Consider the following 16,870-nt stretch of genomic DNA (forward strand, 5'->3'; position numbering starts at 1 on the left):
TTCCGGGCCACCATCCACCAGCGAAAAGCAGCACCAACCGGGCTGAAGACATCATACAGCATAACGTGAGGACCGTCCGGCAGCCGCAGAGGCTGGCCTCCGGGCCACCGTCCACCAGCGAAACACCACAAAAAAACCGCCGTCAAAAAAAACAGCGGTTCAGTCAGTGTGAATCAGAAGACGCTAACGCTTAACCCGTCAGAAACGGAACTCCCCACCGAACACCCACGTACGACCACGCGCAGTCGTATTCACCGACACACCCTCGGCCGCCGTACTCAAATCCTGGTTCATGCGGTTCAGCGCTTCCGCATAATCCTTATTCTGCACGTTCTGCACCGTCAGACGCAGCTGCAAATTATCCGTCACCTGATAGCTGCTGTAGAGATCGATAATCGTCGGGATCTTCGGCATGCTGTGCTTAGTCACGACGGTAGCATCGTCAGAATTCCACCAGTCAGGATCGAGGCGCTTCGACCTGCCGGTATATTTAATCAGACTACCGATAGTCAGCTTCTCATCCAGCAGGCGCACCCCCAAATCGGCCGTAATATAGCGGCGCGGCAGATCGGCCAGATCGTCATAGGCAAACAGATTTGACGTACTGGCAATCGAAGTCGGCTGGTTGGTGTACTGCTCGCTGTAGGAAAGATTCAGATAGGCGAGGCCCGCATCATAGTTCGCCTCTACCTCATAACCTCGCGACTGCACCGGCGAGAGTGAATTAACGTAAACGTTGGCGTTAAAACCGGCCTCGGAATTATCAACATCCTTGCACAGCGAACCGTCGTAGCACAGGAAGAACGTTTCGCTGGTGATGTAGTCTTTGGTGCGGGTCTGATAAACCAATGCCTTCAGCATCAGCTTATCTTTCTCCACCACCAGCCCTTCCAGATTCACGTTGGTCCCCAGCTGCCAGGTTTCCGCTCTTTCCGGCTTGAGGAACGGGTTCATCGAAGCACCGCCCTCGTTAGCAAAGAACACTTCCTGCACGTTTGGCGCACGGGATGAGTGGCTGTAGCTGACAAACGGCTGCAGCCACGGCGTCACCTGCGCAGAGAGCATCACCGACGGATTGAAGGCTTTATCGTCAAGATTCAGCTCCGCCTCGCCCTGCGGGAAACATTTTTCGTTATCGGCGCAGGCAGGCTTGTGGCCATTCACCTTGCTGCGGGTGTAGTTCAGGTTCAGATCGAGCTGGTAGATGTCTTTGTTAATCGTCAGACCGGTATAGAGCGACTCGATCTTCTGCTTACCGGCCGGGGCAAACGCATTGCGATCGGTGTCATTCCACTGCGTAAACTGACGGGTGTAATCGGTTTTCATCACCTTGCTGCCCAGCAGGAAAGTGAAGTCGTAATCGTCCAGCGAGAAGCGGCTGGTGTTACTTAAATCCACCGCGTTGGACTTATTGGTGCTGGAGGAGCTGCGGAAATTAGAGAACGCATTCGGTACGTAGTTCTGATTGGAACGGCTGCTGCTGAGCAGCAGGTTCACGCCCACCAGCTCGGAGAGCGGGTTAAACTTATAGCGCAGCGAGTAGTCATCGCTGGTGATATCACGGCGGGTGAAAGTATTGCTGTAATTACGACCGTTAAATTCAAACTTGTTGTAGCGGTCCGGGCTGAAATCCAGCTTATACAGCTGCGACTGCGGATTCTGCTTCATAAAGTCAGTATCGTCGCCGATAAAGTCTTTGCTGCTCTCACCCGCGCCGTTTTTATAGGTGGCATAGGTGGTGGTTCCGCTCATCCCCACCAGCGCACCAAGCTGGCCGCCGTTACCGAACTCTTCCGTTTTACCGGCTACCGACACCATGCCGCTGCGGCCCATGCCGTTATCCCCGACGGAGAAGCGGCTCAGCACGCCCACCTGGCGGCCTTCCTGCACCACATCGTCCACGCCGATAGTGCGAATGCCGGCGCTGCCCATCAGGGCGTTAACCCCCTGAGAACCGGCGCTGTTGCCGCGCGTGATATCAATCCCGGCGATAAAGTTAGGATCGATCAGCACGGAAGCGGCGCTGTTGCTGCCGCCGTGATAGTTGGTCGGTGCCATACCGTAAAAAGTCTGCGTCACGCCATCAACCATGGTGTTAACGCGCCCCAGCCCGCTCATCCCACGAATGTTAACGCTCACCCCGCTCTGCAAGGGATCGAGCTGGGTGAAAGTGCCGGGAATCCCGCGCAGGGTATTGTCCAGGCTTTGCAGCTTTTTGTCGGCTCCCCGCGAGCTGACCGCGCCCGGAGTGGAGAAGGTTTCGGCGGATGACCCCACATCATCAGCCTGTTTTTTATGATTGCTGTCCGACACGCTGAGGGTGGAGAAGACGGTGCTACCCTTTTCCCCCTCGGCGCTGGCAACGGCAGGTATAACAAGGCAACTGGCTAACGCGAGGTTAGCAAAAGAGTAATATTTCAACGCGGTGCTCCTGGTGTCTGGCTATTTTTGTTATCAAGGTGAATCAAGAAACTGAATGCCTGCGCGGAGTCTTCAAGGCGGGAGTAGCGTCCCGAGCGACCGCCGTGGCCGGCCTGCATATTGGTGGTCAGCAGGATTTGCGATGAGAGATTGCGGTTGACCGTGCGCAGGCGCGCGACGTATTTGGCGGCTTCCCAGTAGGGAACGCGCGAGTCATACAGCCCACTGGTCACCAGCATCGTCGGATAGGCGCGAGGGGTAAGATTGTCGTAAGGGCTCCAGGCCTTGATCTGCCGGTAAGCAACCGGATCGTTAGGATTGCCCCACTCCTCGTACTCCTGCTGGGTGAGCGGCAAGGTCTTGTCCAGCATGCTGTTCAGCACGTCGACAAACGGCACCTGCAGCACCACCGCCTTAAACAGTTCCGGTGCCTGATTCACCGCCGCAGCGAGCAGCAGGCCACCGGCGCTGCCGCCCATGCCGTAGAGCCGAGCGGGGCTGCCATAGCCCTGTTCAACCAGCCCACGGGAGGCGTCGATAAAGTCGTTGAAGCTGTTCGGCTTGTGCTCTTTTTTACCGTTGAGATACCAGTTAATCCCTTTCTCGCCGCCGCCGCGTACGTGAACCAGCGCGAAGACAAAACCGCGATCCAACAGACTGACGCGCGGGGCGCTAAAGGCCGCATCCAGGCTGATGCCGTAAGCGCCGTAACCGTAGGTCAGCAGCGGATTTTCCCCTTTACGGAACAGATCCTTGCGATACACCAGCGACACCGGAATGGACTCGCCATCGCGCGCGGGCAGGTTGATAAACTCGCTGCGGTACAGGCTTAAATCCACGCCCGGCACCTGCTTCTGATGAACCCGCCGCGACTGGCCGTCGTTCAGATCCCACTGGTAGTAGCCCAGCGGTTTATCCAGTGAAGAGTAGATGTAGTTGAAGGTGGTGGCTGCCGCATCGCCGTTGCTGCCGGGGCGCGCCATATAGCTGTTATCAGGGAAGGTCAGATCCTGCCATTTGCCATCAGCGAGGGTCAGTCTGGCAAAATGGGTCTGCCCGTCGCTGCGCCGGGCAATCACCAGCCAGCGGTCGAAGAGGAAGAAGTTTTCCAGCTCGCGATCCTGCTGGGGGGCAACAACGGTATGCCATTTTTCTTCCGGATAACCGAAAGCGTAAAGGCCGAAGTTCTTATCCCAGCTGTTGCTGCGCGCGTAAAACTGGCCGTTGTTGTGGTCGACGTAGTACTCCTGACCTTTCACTCTGGCACGGATGATTTTGGGCTCGGCCTGTGGAACGCTAAGCGACAGCACCCGGGCTTCCGACGTGTCGTTGCCGCTCAGGGTGATAATCAGATATTCGCCGGAAGACGAACGCGAAATTCCGGTGTAGAGGCTGTCATCATCTTCCTGGTAAACCTGGCGATCCGCCGCGCTGGAACCGAGCACGTGCTGCATCACCCGATACGGCGTCAGGGTCTGCGGATGATTCATCACGTAGAAAATCCTGCTGCCGTCGCGGCTGAACACCATATCGCCCGAGGTCTGCGCCAGGGTATCCGGCAGCCAGCGCTGCTGCTGCATATCCAGAATGGCGATCTGGTTCTGCCCCTCGCCGCGCGTGTCCTCGGCAATAGCGAGATAGCGGTTATCTTCGCTGACGGCATAGCGGGAGATAGCGTAGTAGGCATGTCCTTTGCTGCGCGGGTTCGCGTCCATCACCGGCTGCCACTCGCCGTCGCCCTGCTTACGCATCAGCAGCGGGTAATCGGCTCCTTCAGGGAAACTGCTCTGATAGGTGTAATCGTGGTTCTGCCACGGCTGGGAGTAGTTATCCTGCGCCTGCCGCGCGCTCATCTCTTTGTAGAGCTGGCGGCTCAGCGGCTGCCACGCTTTGCCAACCGCGGCGGCATACTGGTTTTCCGCGTTGAGGTGATCCAGCACCGCTTTATTTTTTCGCGTGTCGTCGCGCAGCCAGTGGTAGTTATCCTGGCGGCTGTCGCCGTGCGTCACGACGGTAAACGGCTGGCTTTGTGCCACCGGCGGAACCGGCTGATTTTCGGCAATAGCTACGTGTGCGATCGACAGGATGCCGATCGCCAGACCCCAAAGGCGATTCATTTTTTAAAGGACTCTCAATCAGTTTTTATTTTTTAAGGAAAAACTTATCGGCATCGTCACCGTATACCGTCCGGCCACCAGCAGTTCGGCAGGCGGCGGCGGCAGTGGGCTGGCCCGCTCCAGCATCGCCAGCGCCTCGCGATCCAGGGCAATGGTGCCGGAAGATCGATCCAGCCGGCTGCCGCTAATTTCACCACCGGCACTGACGGTAAAGGTCACCGTTGCCACCCCTTCCCGCTCGCGGCGGCGCGCATCCGCCGGGAACTGCTTCACCCGGTTAAGCTGCCCCATCGCCAGCCCCTCCCAGCTCAGCCGCACCCGATCCATCTGTTCGGCATTACTTTCCACCGGCGCGGCGGTTTTGGCCGCCTGCTTCTGGGAAGGCAGCGGCGCAGCCCGGCTGTTCAGCGTGGCGTTACCTTCTACCGCCTGCTGATTGAGGCGATTTTCTTTATGCACATTCTGCTTTTTCACCGGCTTCGGTACCGGCGTTTTCGGTTTTTTCAGCGCCAGCTCACCGTCATCGGCGGTCACCGCGCGGTGCGTTTCGGTTTTCTCCGGGGTGACCTGTGCGCGAGAGGCCTCTACCCGCCGCTGCTGGTTAACGCCAATCGGCATATCCAGCGGCACCTTTTCGGTTTGGAGTTCCGGCGCAAACTCCAGCATCACCGCCGGGGGAGAGTTAACGGTGACGTGCTGCTTTTCAAAGGTGACGATCGCCAGCAGGGCAATAATGCCGTGTGCCGCCATGCTGAGCAGCGTTCCCCGCCCCCACGGCTGCGGAACCTGCTGTGCTTCGCTGTGTTGCAGTGCGCTCATTACTGACCCGACGCCGGGATATACCAGACATAGTCAGCCTGATCGGGGGTGACCTCGGTACCGCTGGCCGCCAGAATCAGCACCAGCGGGCGCGGCGCGTTGAGGTCCTGCAAATGTAGCGGCACGCCGAGGCTTTTCGCCGCGTGATAACCACCGGCAATCAGCAGCGCCGGGCGCGGCGCGTTCATCAGCTGCTGGGCCATAAAGCGGTCGCGATTCTGCTGCACAGACAGCATGGACTTCAGCTGTTCCGGCGCCATTTTTCCACCGTGCATGGCCGTAATCACCGCGGAAAGCGTGTCGCGGACTTCCGGCCGGGACGAATGCTGACCGGCAGGGAACTGCGGTTCGGCATACAGAGCTTCAATCTGCGGACGGCTGAGGTTGGCGGCCAGCAGCGGAGCCTTGCCGTGCAGCGAGGACATCACCACGCCGCGATACAGCGGCCACGGCCAGCCGGTGCGCCACTGCAGCAGCTCCTGGATACGCTGCTCGCGAATATACGGATCGGATTTCAATCCCTTCTGTAGCTCGCTGACGGCGGCCTGCTGATCGTTATTAATCATTTCCATTAGCACGCTGCCCTGCGGGCGTTTCTGCGTCAGCTGCTCAATCAGCCACTGTTCGGCCTGGTGATGCCGTGCGTCGCTGTGCTCTTCACCAACGATCACCATTGGTGCCTGGCTGAGCTCATCGAGCAGCGCCTGCGGCGTCAGGGTGCGCGAGGAATCCAGCGCCTTAATCGTTGAGGCTGAGGCAAAGTCAGAAATGGACGCCGCCTGCGGTGCGAGCGTTTTTGGCTGCTGGCAGGCGGTGAGTAATGAGGCGAGAGAGAGCAGCAGCGCGGTAGCGGCTAATTTTGTTTTCATCATCATTGAAATAACTTTGTGCCAGCCTTCTTCGCGAAGACTCCCCAGAAAAGCCACGATGCGGCGAAAATGAGACATTATTCTTTTTGATAATGAATATCAATATTACTATCATTCTTATTATTAATTTTTAGCGTTTGCCTGCAAAAAATTAGCATCAGTGCTAGCAATAAGAATTGGGGTTGATAATGCGAAACGGACCGCACGGTTGAAGCAGGTATCCGGCATCTGGCGCACGGCTAATGTCAGACCGGGAGAGCAATGAGAAAGGCTCCGACAGGGAGACATGGCCTGGAATGGGCGGCGTGAACGTGAATAACTCAGACAGCAGGCTCAGCTCCCGGAATGGATGGCTGCAATGTAGCCGTGGTTTGCATGCAGATACAGCCTCCCTGATGCCGTCGGGGTTCAGACGATGGCGTTTTTCCGGTTGCTCACCCGCCAGCAGCGCTGAGGCTGCTGCAAAAGCTGCTGATGGTGATACTGCAAATCGGCCAGCGACAGATGCTCAGCCGCTTCTGTCGTCAACGCAGGTGCCGGGTCCTGCTGCTGTAGCCACCCTTCGCGGCTGGCCGTCAGCGGATCGTCGTGATGGGGATTGAGTGAATCCAGCAGAACCCGACGATACTCAGCCAGCCGGTCCGCCGTGAGAGACGCAAGAGACATTGCCATCCGCTGTAAAAATGCGTCTATCGCCTGCCACAGATCGTCATGCGTCAGCGTCGGCGATTGCAGGCAGAATAGAATCCCCGCCCGCCCCACCACCTGCCACCAGCGGCAGCTGACCACGTAACCGATATTCTGCTCCACTCTCAGCTGCTGGAAAAATGCGGGCTGGAAGATCAGCGCCAGGCATCGCCAGGCGGCCACGGCCTGCGGGGTTGACCCGTTTAGCGGGCAGAACAGCACGACGGCGGCATCATTGCTGTCGGTAACCACGGAGTACTCCCGCTGCGGCACGGGCAGCGGGCGCGATGCCTCAACCGGCGAATTCATCCTCCCCGGAAAATGCGACAGCTGCCGCGCGATCTGCTGATGCAGTTCACGGCTTCCGCCGTAAAGGCTTGCCTGCCAGTGCATCGCGGGCAGAGGCGACACGGACGGCGAAGGGCTGGCGTTCTGCCACAGCAGCGGCAGCCCATTAATCAGCGCACGCACCGCAATTTCGGCCTGCTGCGCGCGCTGCTGGCGCTGATATTCCCGCTCACCCTGCTCGATAGCCACGGCGGGCAAGGCAGCCAGCCGCGCCGTCAGCGAGGAAAGCGTCGCCATCATCAGCTCGGGAGGACCGCTCAGCTGGATTAGCCACAGCCCCTGATAACACTCCAGCCTTAGCTCGCCGCCGCCGTGGATGCAGCTACCGGCCAGCGCACGCAGCGCGGCCTGCATAATCTGCCCCCAGGGCAGCGGCATAACCGCAGCCGGGCTGAGCAGCAGCACTGCCTGCCCGCCATCGGGATGATGATGCGGCAGCGGTAGCGCAGCGGAAACGCTTTCAGCGGCGAATAGCGGCTGCGGGCGCGGGAAGAAATCCAGCGTGGGTATCGCAGCGGGCAGCACAGCCTTATCGAGCCGACGCGCCGCCAGAGCCAGGCTGAATCCCTGCACCAGCCGGTACCCGGCTATCCATTTATCACCTGTGCCTCGTGGCTCAGTTTGCAACCCGCCAGCGGGCCGGGGCTGCTCAATGGCACCCTCGCGACTGAGAGGCGTTTGCCCGGTTTCCTGCCTGCCGCTGCGCAGCCGGGTCAGATTCTCCGCTACCAGCTGCGCCAGCAGCGGCTGCCAGCGCAGCGGCCAGGCTTCCGGCAGCGCAAAGCCAAACGCCCGTTCGCGCAGCCTGTCCATCACCGGCAGCCGGTTGAACTCCCGCACCGCCAGCGCCGCATAATGCTGAAGCTGCTCGTCGCTTAGCCCCGTCAGCCGACGCAGCCAGTGGTGCAGCAGACCTTCCGCCACGGCTGCGTGCTGCGGAGCCACCAGCGTCAGCTCGATACTCAACACCTGCTGCCGCGCGCTAACGTAGGGCCGCAGCACGCGCAGCTCGTCGCACAGCCCTTCCGCCCTCAGCGCCGCCATCAGGCTGCCTTCGGCTTCATCGCGCAGCAGCTGGCGCAACAGGGTCAGCTCTTCGCGGAAATGCCCGTTCAGCAGGAAGGAGAGACGCAGCCGATCACCGTCCGGGCGCTGAAGCAGATAATCCCGCTGCGCTGATAGCACCAGCGGCGGTATAAGAACCGTTGAAGGCTGGGTTTGATCCGCAAAACGCAGACCGGCGCGTTCGGCCAGCTGCCACAGTTCCTCAGCGGACTGCGGCCCCTGTAGCCACAGCGTGGTATTCGCAGCGTAGTAAGCCTGCTGATGGAACCGCATCAGCGCCCTGCGCAGCGCGGCCGTATCGGTGCCAAAATGTGCGCCGTCGCCGACCTGAAAACGCTGCCACGGGTGCGCTGCAAATGCCGCGCTCAGCGCCGCATCGGCCAGCGTGTCCTGATGGCCGCACAGCAGGCGATACTCCGCATCGATCGCCGCCGTTTCCTGGCTGATGGCGCTTTCCGCCAGCAGCGGAGCCACCAGCATATCGGTCAGCCGCGCCAGCCCGTCCGCCAGCAGCGCAGGGGAACACTCAAAAAAGAAGGCCGTACCGTTGCCGAGGGTGGTCGCGTTCAGCCGCCCGCCCTGCGCCTGCGCCCACATCATCAGGCGCTCGTCATCCTGAAAACCGGCGCTTCCGGCAAACAGCACGTGCTCCAGCAGATGCGCCAGCCCCGGCCAGGCATCCGGCTCGTGCAGGCTGCCGACGCCCACCTGCACCAGCGCCGAGGCGCAGCGGGCCTGCGGGTCCGTAATAATGCGGACCTGAAGACCATTGCTGAGCTGGCGCTGTTGTACCGGCATCGGTCAAACTTTGAAAATCAGCTGGGAATTAACCCGCTCGGAGTTGGCGCGGTTGCGAAATTGCAGCTGGTCAACGCGCATGGTGGTGCAGTTGGCCTGCTCGCGGGCGGCGAGGATTTTGTGGTGATGTTCGGACTTGCTGCACACCGGGTCCGCATTGTCCGCGTTGCCGGTCAGCATAAAGGCCTGGCAACGGCAGCCGCCGAAGTCCTTCTCTTTCTCCGAGCAGGATCGGCAGGGTTCCGGCATCCAGTCAAAGCCGCGATAGCGGTTAAAGCCGAAGGAGTTAAACCAGATATCCTGCAAGCTCTGCTCCAGCACCGACGGGAACTGTACCGGCAGCTGGCGCGCACTGTGGCACGGCAGCGCGGTGCCTTCCGGCGTTACGCTGAGGAAAATCGCCCCCCAGCCGCCCATGCAGCCTTTCGGGCGCTCTTCGTAATAATCCGGGGTCACGAACAGCAGGTTGGTCAGGTTATCGCTGGCGGACATCTTCTCACGGTAGCGAGCAACCACCGCTTCGGCGCGTTCGATCTGATCGCGGGTCGGCAGCAGCCCTTCGCGGTTCAGCTGCGCCCAGCCGTAGAACTGACAGGTCGCCAGCTCCACGTCATCCGCTTCCAGCTCGATGCACAGTTCGATAATGCGGTCGATCTGGTCGATATTGTGGCGGTGCAGCACAAAGTTCAGCACCATCGGGTAGCCGTGGGCTTTCACCGCGCGCGCCATCTCCAGTTTCTGCTGGAAGGCCTTCTTCGATCCGGCCAGCGCGGCGTTCAGCGTCTCGTCGCTGGCCTGGAAGCTGATCTGAATATGATCGAGGCCCGCTTCGGCAAACGAATCGATCTTTTTCTGCGTCAGGCCGATCCCCGAGGTGATCAGGTTGGTGTAGAACCCCAAATCACGCGCCGCGCGGATCAGCTCCGGCAGATCTTTGCGCACCAGCGGCTCGCCGCCGGAGAAACCGATCTGCACGGCACCCATCGCGCGGGCCTGCTTAAAGACTTCTATCCACTGCTCGGTGGTCAGCTCTTTTTCCTGCTGGGCAAAGTCCAGCGGGTTCGAGCAGTACGGGCACTGCAGCGGGCAGCGGTAGGTCAGTTCAGCCAGCAGCCACAGCGGCGGGTTGACCTTATTATCAGGCTGGGTCACGTAATATTATCCACTTCTGTTCCCTCGCCTGGGCGAAGAAATCCTGTACATCGTCATCCACGCCGCCCGCTTCCGGGAAGCGATCGTTCAGCGTCTGAATGATGTCGGCCAGCGTGCGCTTACCGTCCACCAGTTCGAGGATCGCCGTGGCGCTGTCGTTCAGCTTGGCCATGCCTTCCGGGTAAAGGATCACATGGCAGTTCTGCACTTCTTCCCACTGCAGGCGATAGCCACGGCGGAACATCGGAATAGTTTGTGGGTTGCTCACAGCAGTTTTCCTTTATGCCAGACGGGCTGGTCGGTGACAGTATGATACGGCGGGCGATCCAGGGCGTAGGCCATAGTCATGGCGTCCAGCATAGTCCACAGAATGTCCAGTTTGAACTGCAGGATCTCCAGCATGCGCTGCTGTTTCTCCACGGTATTGCAGTACTCCAGCGCCAGCTCAAGGCCGTGCTCAACGTCACGACGTGCCTGGCTCAGGCGTCCACGGAAGTAGCCGTAGCCCTCTTCTTCAATCCAGGTGTAGTGCTGCGGCCAGCTGTCGAGGCGCGACTGGTGGATCTGCGGCGCAAACAGTTCGGTCAGCGAGCTACAGGCGGCTTCCTGCCACACCGCACGGCGGGCAAAGTTGACGTAGGCATCCACGGCAAAGCGCACGCCCGGCAGCACCATCTGCTCGGAGAGCAGCACATCACGATCCAGCCCGACCGCTTCCCCCAGCCGCAGCCAGGCTTCGATGCCGCCGTCGCTGTCGCCGTAACCGTCGTGATCCAGAATGCGCTGTACCCATTTGCGACGGGTCTGCGCGTCCGGGCAGTTGGCCATAATCGCCGCGTCTTTCAGCGGGATATTGGTCTGGTAGTAGAAGCGGTTCGCCACCCAGCCCTGGATCTGCTCACGCGTCGCCTCGCCGTTGTGCATGGCGATATGGTACGGGTGATGAATGTGGTAATAGGCACCGCGCGCGCGCAGGGCCTGTTCGAACTGCTCGGGGGTCATCAGTGCTGGCTGGCTCATAGGTCGATACTCATTCCGTCAAAGCTGACCTCAATGCCGCGCTGCGTCAGCGCCTGGCGCTCCGCCGAGGATTCATCGAGGATCGGATTGGTGTTGTTAATATGGATCAGGATCTTGCGGCGGGCCGGGAGATTACTGAGCAACGCCATCAGCCCCTGCTCTTCACCCAGCGCCAGATGGCCCATATCGCGCCCGGTATTGCGCCCCACGCCGGTATTGGCCAGCTCGTTGTCCTGCCACAGCGTGCCGTCGATCAGCAGGCAGTCGGCCTGCTTCATCAGCTCCAGCAGTTCAGCATCCGGCTCGCCCAGCCCCGGCGCGTACAGCAGTTTGCTGCCGGTGGTGGTGTTCTCAATCATCAGCGCGATGTTATGGCCGGGCAGCGGCCGCCCGCGATACGGCGAGTACGGCGGTGCATTGCTGAGGATCGGAATGGCGGTAAAGCGCAGCGCCGGGCACACCGCGACCGAAAACGGCTCTGCGGGCTGGATGGCATGATGCACCAGCCCACCGTTCCAGTGGGACAGCATGGTAAAGATCGGGAAGCCGCTGGTCAGATCGTCGTGAACTTCCGGCGTGCACCACACCTGATGCGGGCAGCCTTCACGCAGATTCAGTAAACCGGTGCAGTGATCGATCTGGCTGTCGGTCAGGATGATTGAGCCGATCGCCGTGCCGCGCAGCACGCCGTGCTTATTCAGTTCGGGATTAGCGGCAATCTGATGGCAGATATCCGGCGAGGCGTTGCACAGCACCCAGTCGGTGCCGTTATCGCTGACCGCGATTGAAGATTGGGTACGCCGCGTGGCAGGGATGCTGCCGTCGCGCACACCCTGGCAGTTGCGGCAGTTGCAGTTCCACTGCGGGAATCCACCGCCCGCCGCAGAGCCAAGAACTTTGATTTTCATGGATAAACCGGGAAAAAGGAAAAAAATGCCCGCGGAACACAGCAGGCATCAGCTGTGCCTGAAAAAATCAGGCCACAGATTTATTAACGGTTAGAAATGTACAGAGTCACTTCTAAGCCCAGACGCATATCGATGAAAGTAGGTTTAGACCACATATTCATATCCTCTAAATATCGCTAAAAAACACCCCACCGGACGCGCCAGGTGAAAGGCATGTTGTCAAATTACAAGAACTTGGCGGCGCAAATGTTGCGCCTATGCTAAATCGATATCAACCCTTAATTCTTTGTGGGTTACCAAATTTTGTACTATTTGGTTCAAAAACCACGATTTATTTTTGCCAGGTTTGCCGTAAAACCCGCAGCCAGTTCGCGTGGCCGAGCTTGTTAATCAGTTCGTCACCATAGCCCGCATCCTTCAGCGCACTCACCAGTCTCGGCAGGCCGGTGACGTCGCCAATCTCATCCGGTACGTTAATCCCGTCAAAGTCCGATCCGAACGCCACGCGGTCTTCCCCCAACTTTTCCAGCAGGTAATCAAGGTGTTGCACCATCACGCTGAGCGGCGTATTGCCGTCACGTTTACCGTCGCTGCGCAGGAACGAGGTGCCGAAGTTCAGCCCGACCAGCCCGTCGCTTTCTTTAATCGCCGCCAGCTGGCTATCCGTCAGGTTGCGCGGCTGCGGGCACAGCGCATGAACGTTAGAATGGCTGGCCACCAGCGGTGCGTCGCTAAGCTCGGCGGTCTGCCAGAAGGTTTTCTCATTCATATGCGACAGGTCGATCATCAGCCTGTGTTGGTTACAGGCACGGATCAGCCGCTTACCGGCCTCGGTCATCCCTTCCCCGGTATCCGGTGAACCGGGAAACGTACCGTTAATGCCGAAACCGAAACGGTTGGGGATATTCCAGAACGGCCCGATGCTGCGCAGCCCGGCGGCGGCCCAGCCTTCCAGCTGGCTCAGATCCTCATCCAGCCCTTCGGCACCTTCAATGTGCAGCACCATCGCCAGCACGCCCTGCGCCATGCACTGCTCAATATCGCTGACGCTGCGGCAGATGCGCGCCTGTCCTGCCGACTGCTGCGCAATCTGCTGGAAGATGGCGATCTGCTGCTCGGTGATCGCCAGCGGATCGTGCCGCAGCGCCTCCTGCTCGGCATCGCGCTTGAAGAATTTAGCCACGTGCTCCGCAGGAGGCACAAACACGGCAAACAGCCCCCCGGCAAAGCCACCCTGCCGCATGCGGTTCAGGTCGAGATGGCCGCCAAGGCGCTGCTGAAGAAAGGCCTCGGCCGGGCGTTCAGGATGATGCAGCCACAGGTGCAGCAGCACATCATTATGGCCGTCAAAAACCGGTTGCGGGATATCGCTCATTTGCAGTGCCTTTATTACGCGGGAAAATCAAAGCATAACGCAGTTTTCGCCGTTGTCAGAACCGGCGATCACATGGTTTCGCCCATAAAGATTTGATAGCTGAGGTCCACCGAGTCAGCGGTAAAGCTGTCATCGCTGATTTTTTTCAGCAGCAATTCGGCGGCGGTGTAGCCGATCGCATAGCGTGGGGTGATCACGCTCGCCATCGTCGGGTACATTTCCCGGCTGATATCCAGCCCGTGAAAACCGGCAATCGCAATGCGGCCCGGCACCGCAATCCCCTGCCGCTGGCAGTAGAGCAGCGCACCGAGTGCCAGGTCATCATTGGTGCAGAATACCGCATCCAGATCGGGGTACTGCTCCAGCGCGGTGGTGAGCATCGCCGCGCCCAGCTTCTGCGAGGAAATGGCTTTCGGGTTAATCCGCCGCCCTTCTCCGCCCCGCTCGCTCATCGCCTGGCAATAGCCGCGATAGCGAAACTCATCGCGACGGTCATCCTGTGAGCCAAAATAGATAATGTTTTTCCGCCCCTGATCGAGCAGCGTGCGCGTCATATCGTAGCCCGCGCTGTAGTTGTTAAAGCCGACCTGCATATCCAGACACGCGCCCTGGGTATCCATCACCTCCACAATCGGGATTTTCGCCGAGCGCAGATACTTCACCGCCCGCAGGGTGTGGTCTTTTTCGCTGAGCAGAATGCCGTCGATATTGTAGGACAGCAGATTGATGATCTGTTCCTCTTCCACCTGCTTATCGTAGTTGTAGTTGGCGATCAGCGTCTGATAGCGCCCCTCTTTGGTCGCCGCTTCAATACCGCTGAGCAGGTCGGCGAATATCTGGTTTTTAAACGACGGGATCAGCACGCCCAGCGTATAGCTCTTCGCGTTGAGCAGCATCTCCGGCGCGCGGTTAGGAATGTAGTTAATCTCTTCAATGATCTGGGCAATTTTCGCCCGGGTTTCCGGCGCAACGCGCTCTGGCGTCCGCAGATAGCGGCTTACCGTCATCCGGGTTACGCCAGCCAGCGTGGCGATGTCCTGTAACGATATGCGGTGCGATCTCATAAGCTTCCATGGAATCAAATAAAAGTAAAAAGGGCCAGGCAAGCCTGGCCCTTACGGGACGACGACGGAAGTAACCGGCCGTCTGACAGATTAGTGAATAATGGCGTTCAGAATCAAGACGCCCGCCAGGCCGAGGAAGGAAATCAGCGTTTCCATCACCGTCCAGGTCTTCAGCGTTTCAATCACGCTGAGGTTGAAGTAGCCCTTGAACAGCCAGAAGCCAGGGTCGTTAACGTGTGAAGCAATCACGCTACCGGAACCCACCGCCAGCACCATCAGCGCCGGGTCGGCGTGGGTGATAGCAATAATTGGCGTGACGATACCGGCGGTGGTGATCGCCGCAACGGTCGCAGAACCCAGCGCGATACGCAGCATGGCTGCCACGGTCCAGCACATCAGCAGCGGAGACAGCGACGAGCCTTTCATCATATTCGCAATGTAGTCACCCACGCCGCTGTCCACCAGCACCTGCTTAAAGGCACCGCCACCGGCGATAATGAACACGATCATCGCAATCGCGCCGATGGAGGAGCTGCACATCTCCATCACGTCGTCCATCTTACGGCCGTTGCGCAGGCCCAGGGTGAACACCGCAATCACTACCGAGATAAACAGCGCCACCGCCGGGTTACCGACAAATTCAAAGAACTGGCGCAGCACGTTTTCTTTCGGCGTGGTCAGCTCAAATACCGCCGCCACCGCCATCAGGATCACCGGGATAACCGCCGCGAAAATACTGGTCCAGAAGCCCGGCATTTCATGGTCTTCAAACACTTTCGGGTTATACAGCCCTTCCGGCGGTGATTTTTCAAAGTTTTTCAGGAATTTCGAGAATACCGGCCCGGCAATAATGACCGTCGGGATAGTGATGATCATGCCGTACAGCAGCGTAGTACCGAGGTTAGCACCAAAGATAATGGCGATAGCGGTCGGGCCCGGGTGCGGCGGCAGGAAGCAGTGGGTCACCGACAGTGCGGCCACCATCGGCACGCCGACGTATAGCAGCGGCAGGCGAGCGGCTGCCACCACGGTAAACACCAGCGGCAGCAGCAGCACGAAGCCGATTTCATAGAACATCGCCAGGCCAACTACCAGACCGGTGACCATCAGCGCCCACTGCACGCGCTGTTTACCGAAGGCGGCAATCAGCGTGGTCGCCACACGCTGCGCGGCCCCGGTGTCGGACACCAGCTTGCCGAGCATGGCACCGAAGCCGAGGATTAGCGCCAGCCCACCGAGCGTGCCGCCAACCCCTTTCTGGATCGAAGCGATAACCGCCAGCGGCGTCATCCCTTCGGCCACGCCGACCACGGCAGAGACAAAAATCAGAGCGATGAAGCCGTTGACCTTAAATACGATCATCAGCACCAGAAGCAGAATGACCCCAAAGGCTATTATTGTAATGGGCATAGAAATTCCTGTGTTTTAAAAGGTCCGGTGTCTTAAGGTGTAGCCGCTTACACTGCTACGCGCATCCCGCCGTCGACAAAAAGCAGGTGCCCGTTCACAAAATCAGAGGCTTTTGAAGCAAGGAACACCGCAGCACCGATCAGCTCTTCCGGGTTGCCCCAGCGCGCGGCCGGTGTGCGTTTACACAACCATGAGGTGAAGGCTTCATCATCCGCCAGCGCCTGGGTCATTTCGGTTTTAAAGTAGCCCGGCGCAATGCCGTTTACCTGAATGTTGTAGCGCGCCAGCTCAACGCACATGCCGCGCGTCAGCATGGTCACCGCACCTTTTGACGCAGCGTATGGGGTGATGGTGTCGCGGCCCAGCTCGCTCTGCATCGAGCCGATATTGATGATTTTACCCTGCTTGCGGGTCACCATCTGGCGTGCCACCGCCTGAGAAACCAGGAATACCGCAGTCTGGTTCACGGCGATAACGTCGTTCCAGTCCTGCTCCGGGAACTCCAGGAACGGGCGACGGCGCTGAATACCGGCGTTGTTCACCAGCACGTCGATCGGCCCGATCTCGCTCTCAATTTTTTCCACTGCCGCATTCACTGCCGCTGACTGAGTCACGTCAAAAGCTACCGCGTGTGCCTTAAAGCCCTGCTGCTGCAGCGCAGCGGCGGCTTTATCCGCACCTTCCTGCGTGGTGGCGTTGATGATCACTTCGGCACCGGCCTCGGCCAGCCCTTTCGCCATCAGAAAACCAATACCGCGGCCGGAACCGGTGATCAGTACACGTTTGTTAGCGAGTGAGAAAAGCGTTGTCATGATTT

Annotated in this window: 14 protein-coding genes; all 14 read right to left on the reverse strand. The window is 59.3% G+C overall.

The features are described 5' to 3' along the window. Positions 1-198: 198 nt before the first annotated feature. Complete coding sequence (locus IBT47_RS09505) at positions 199-2,421, reverse strand: TonB-dependent receptor domain-containing protein (RefSeq protein WP_200560238.1); 2,223 nt, start codon at positions 2,419-2,421, stop codon at positions 199-201. Next, positions 2,418-4,538 (reverse strand): S9 family peptidase, encoded by a 2,121-nt coding sequence (locus tag IBT47_RS09510; RefSeq protein WP_200560239.1) that lies wholly within the window; start codon positions 4,536-4,538, stop codon positions 2,418-2,420. The genes IBT47_RS09505 and IBT47_RS09510 overlap by 4 nt, the downstream gene beginning before the upstream one ends. A gap of 18 nt (positions 4,539-4,556) precedes the next feature. Continuing rightward, entirely contained in the window at positions 4,557-5,357 is an 801-nt protein-coding gene (locus IBT47_RS09515) for an energy transducer TonB (RefSeq protein ID WP_200560240.1), read from the reverse strand. Then, positions 5,357-6,304 (reverse strand): ChaN family lipoprotein, encoded by a 948-nt coding sequence (locus tag IBT47_RS09520; protein ID WP_370569871.1) that lies wholly within the window; start codon positions 6,302-6,304, stop codon positions 5,357-5,359. The genes IBT47_RS09515 and IBT47_RS09520 overlap by 1 nt, the downstream gene beginning before the upstream one ends. 330 nt (positions 6,305-6,634) lie before the next feature. Beyond that, the gene (pqqF, locus tag IBT47_RS09525; RefSeq protein WP_200560241.1) at positions 6,635-9,124 is read right to left on the reverse strand and encodes a pyrroloquinoline quinone biosynthesis protein PqqF; all 2,490 of its coding nucleotides are present in this window, start codon (positions 9,122-9,124) and stop codon (positions 6,635-6,637) included. A 3-nt stretch (positions 9,125-9,127) separates the two neighbouring features. Beyond that, entirely contained in the window at positions 9,128-10,276 is a 1,149-nt protein-coding gene (gene pqqE / locus IBT47_RS09530; protein WP_200543476.1) for a pyrroloquinoline quinone biosynthesis protein PqqE, read from the reverse strand. Beyond that, complete coding sequence (gene pqqD / locus IBT47_RS09535; protein WP_105592565.1) at positions 10,263-10,544, reverse strand: pyrroloquinoline quinone biosynthesis peptide chaperone PqqD; 282 nt, start codon at positions 10,542-10,544, stop codon at positions 10,263-10,265. Before pqqD ends, pqqE begins: the two co-directional genes overlap by 14 nt. Next, positions 10,541-11,296, reverse strand: a complete 756-nt coding sequence (pqqC, locus tag IBT47_RS09540) for a pyrroloquinoline-quinone synthase PqqC (RefSeq protein WP_105592566.1) — start codon at positions 11,294-11,296, stop codon at positions 10,541-10,543. Before pqqC ends, pqqD begins: the two co-directional genes overlap by 4 nt. Beyond that, positions 11,293-12,204 (reverse strand): pyrroloquinoline quinone biosynthesis protein PqqB, encoded by a 912-nt coding sequence (gene pqqB / locus IBT47_RS09545; RefSeq protein WP_200543473.1) that lies wholly within the window; start codon positions 12,202-12,204, stop codon positions 11,293-11,295. Before pqqB ends, pqqC begins: the two co-directional genes overlap by 4 nt. Before the next feature lie 83 nt (positions 12,205-12,287). Then, positions 12,288-12,359 (reverse strand): pyrroloquinoline quinone precursor peptide PqqA, encoded by a 72-nt coding sequence (gene pqqA / locus IBT47_RS09550; RefSeq protein ID WP_105592606.1) that lies wholly within the window; start codon positions 12,357-12,359, stop codon positions 12,288-12,290. Positions 12,360-12,535: 176 nt separating this feature from the next. Further along, entirely contained in the window at positions 12,536-13,579 is a 1,044-nt protein-coding gene (locus IBT47_RS09555) for a dipeptidase (RefSeq protein WP_200560242.1), read from the reverse strand. Positions 13,580-13,647: 68 nt separating this feature from the next. Then, positions 13,648-14,643, reverse strand: a complete 996-nt coding sequence (locus IBT47_RS09560) for a LacI family DNA-binding transcriptional regulator (RefSeq protein WP_200560243.1) — start codon at positions 14,641-14,643, stop codon at positions 13,648-13,650. A 90-nt stretch (positions 14,644-14,733) separates the two neighbouring features. Continuing rightward, positions 14,734-16,053, reverse strand: coding sequence for a gluconate:H+ symporter (locus tag IBT47_RS09565; RefSeq protein ID WP_105592570.1), 1,320 nt, complete (start codon positions 16,051-16,053; stop codon positions 14,734-14,736). Between the two features lie 47 nt (positions 16,054-16,100). Then, positions 16,101-16,865: a gluconate 5-dehydrogenase gene (idnO, locus tag IBT47_RS09570; RefSeq protein ID WP_105592571.1), complete on the reverse strand. Its 765-nt coding sequence runs from the start codon at positions 16,863-16,865 to the stop codon at positions 16,101-16,103. Positions 16,866-16,870: the final 5 nt, after the last annotated feature.

The organism is Erwinia sp. S43 (assembly GCF_016624745.1).
Taxonomy (GTDB): Bacteria; Pseudomonadota; Gammaproteobacteria; order Enterobacterales; family Enterobacteriaceae; genus Erwinia; species Erwinia coffeiphila.

Coding starts and splice junctions, on each gene's coding strand:
- IBT47_RS09510 (WP_200560239.1), bottom strand. CDS start 4,538: ATGAATCGCCTTTGGGGTCTGGCGATCGGCATCCTGTCGATCGCACAC.
- IBT47_RS09515 (WP_200560240.1), bottom strand. CDS start 5,357: ATGAGCGCACTGCAACACAGCGAAGCACAGCAGGTTCCGCAGCCGTGG.
- IBT47_RS09520 (WP_370569871.1), bottom strand. CDS start 6,304: ATGTCTCATTTTCGCCGCATCGTGGCTTTTCTGGGGAGTCTTCGCGAA.
- pqqF (WP_200560241.1), bottom strand. CDS start 9,124: ATGCCGGTACAACAGCGCCAGCTCAGCAATGGTCTTCAGGTCCGCATT.
- pqqC (WP_105592566.1), bottom strand. CDS start 11,296: ATGAGCCAGCCAGCACTGATGACCCCCGAGCAGTTCGAACAGGCCCTG.
- pqqB (WP_200543473.1), bottom strand. CDS start 12,204: ATGAAAATCAAAGTTCTTGGCTCTGCGGCGGGCGGTGGATTCCCGCAG.
- IBT47_RS09555 (WP_200560242.1), bottom strand. CDS start 13,579: ATGAGCGATATCCCGCAACCGGTTTTTGACGGCCATAATGATGTGCTG.
- IBT47_RS09560 (WP_200560243.1), bottom strand. CDS start 14,643: ATGAGATCGCACCGCATATCGTTACAGGACATCGCCACGCTGGCTGGC.
- IBT47_RS09565 (WP_105592570.1), bottom strand. CDS start 16,053: ATGCCCATTACAATAATAGCCTTTGGGGTCATTCTGCTTCTGGTGCTG.
- idnO (WP_105592571.1), bottom strand. CDS start 16,865: ATGACAACGCTTTTCTCACTCGCTAACAAACGTGTACTGATCACCGGT.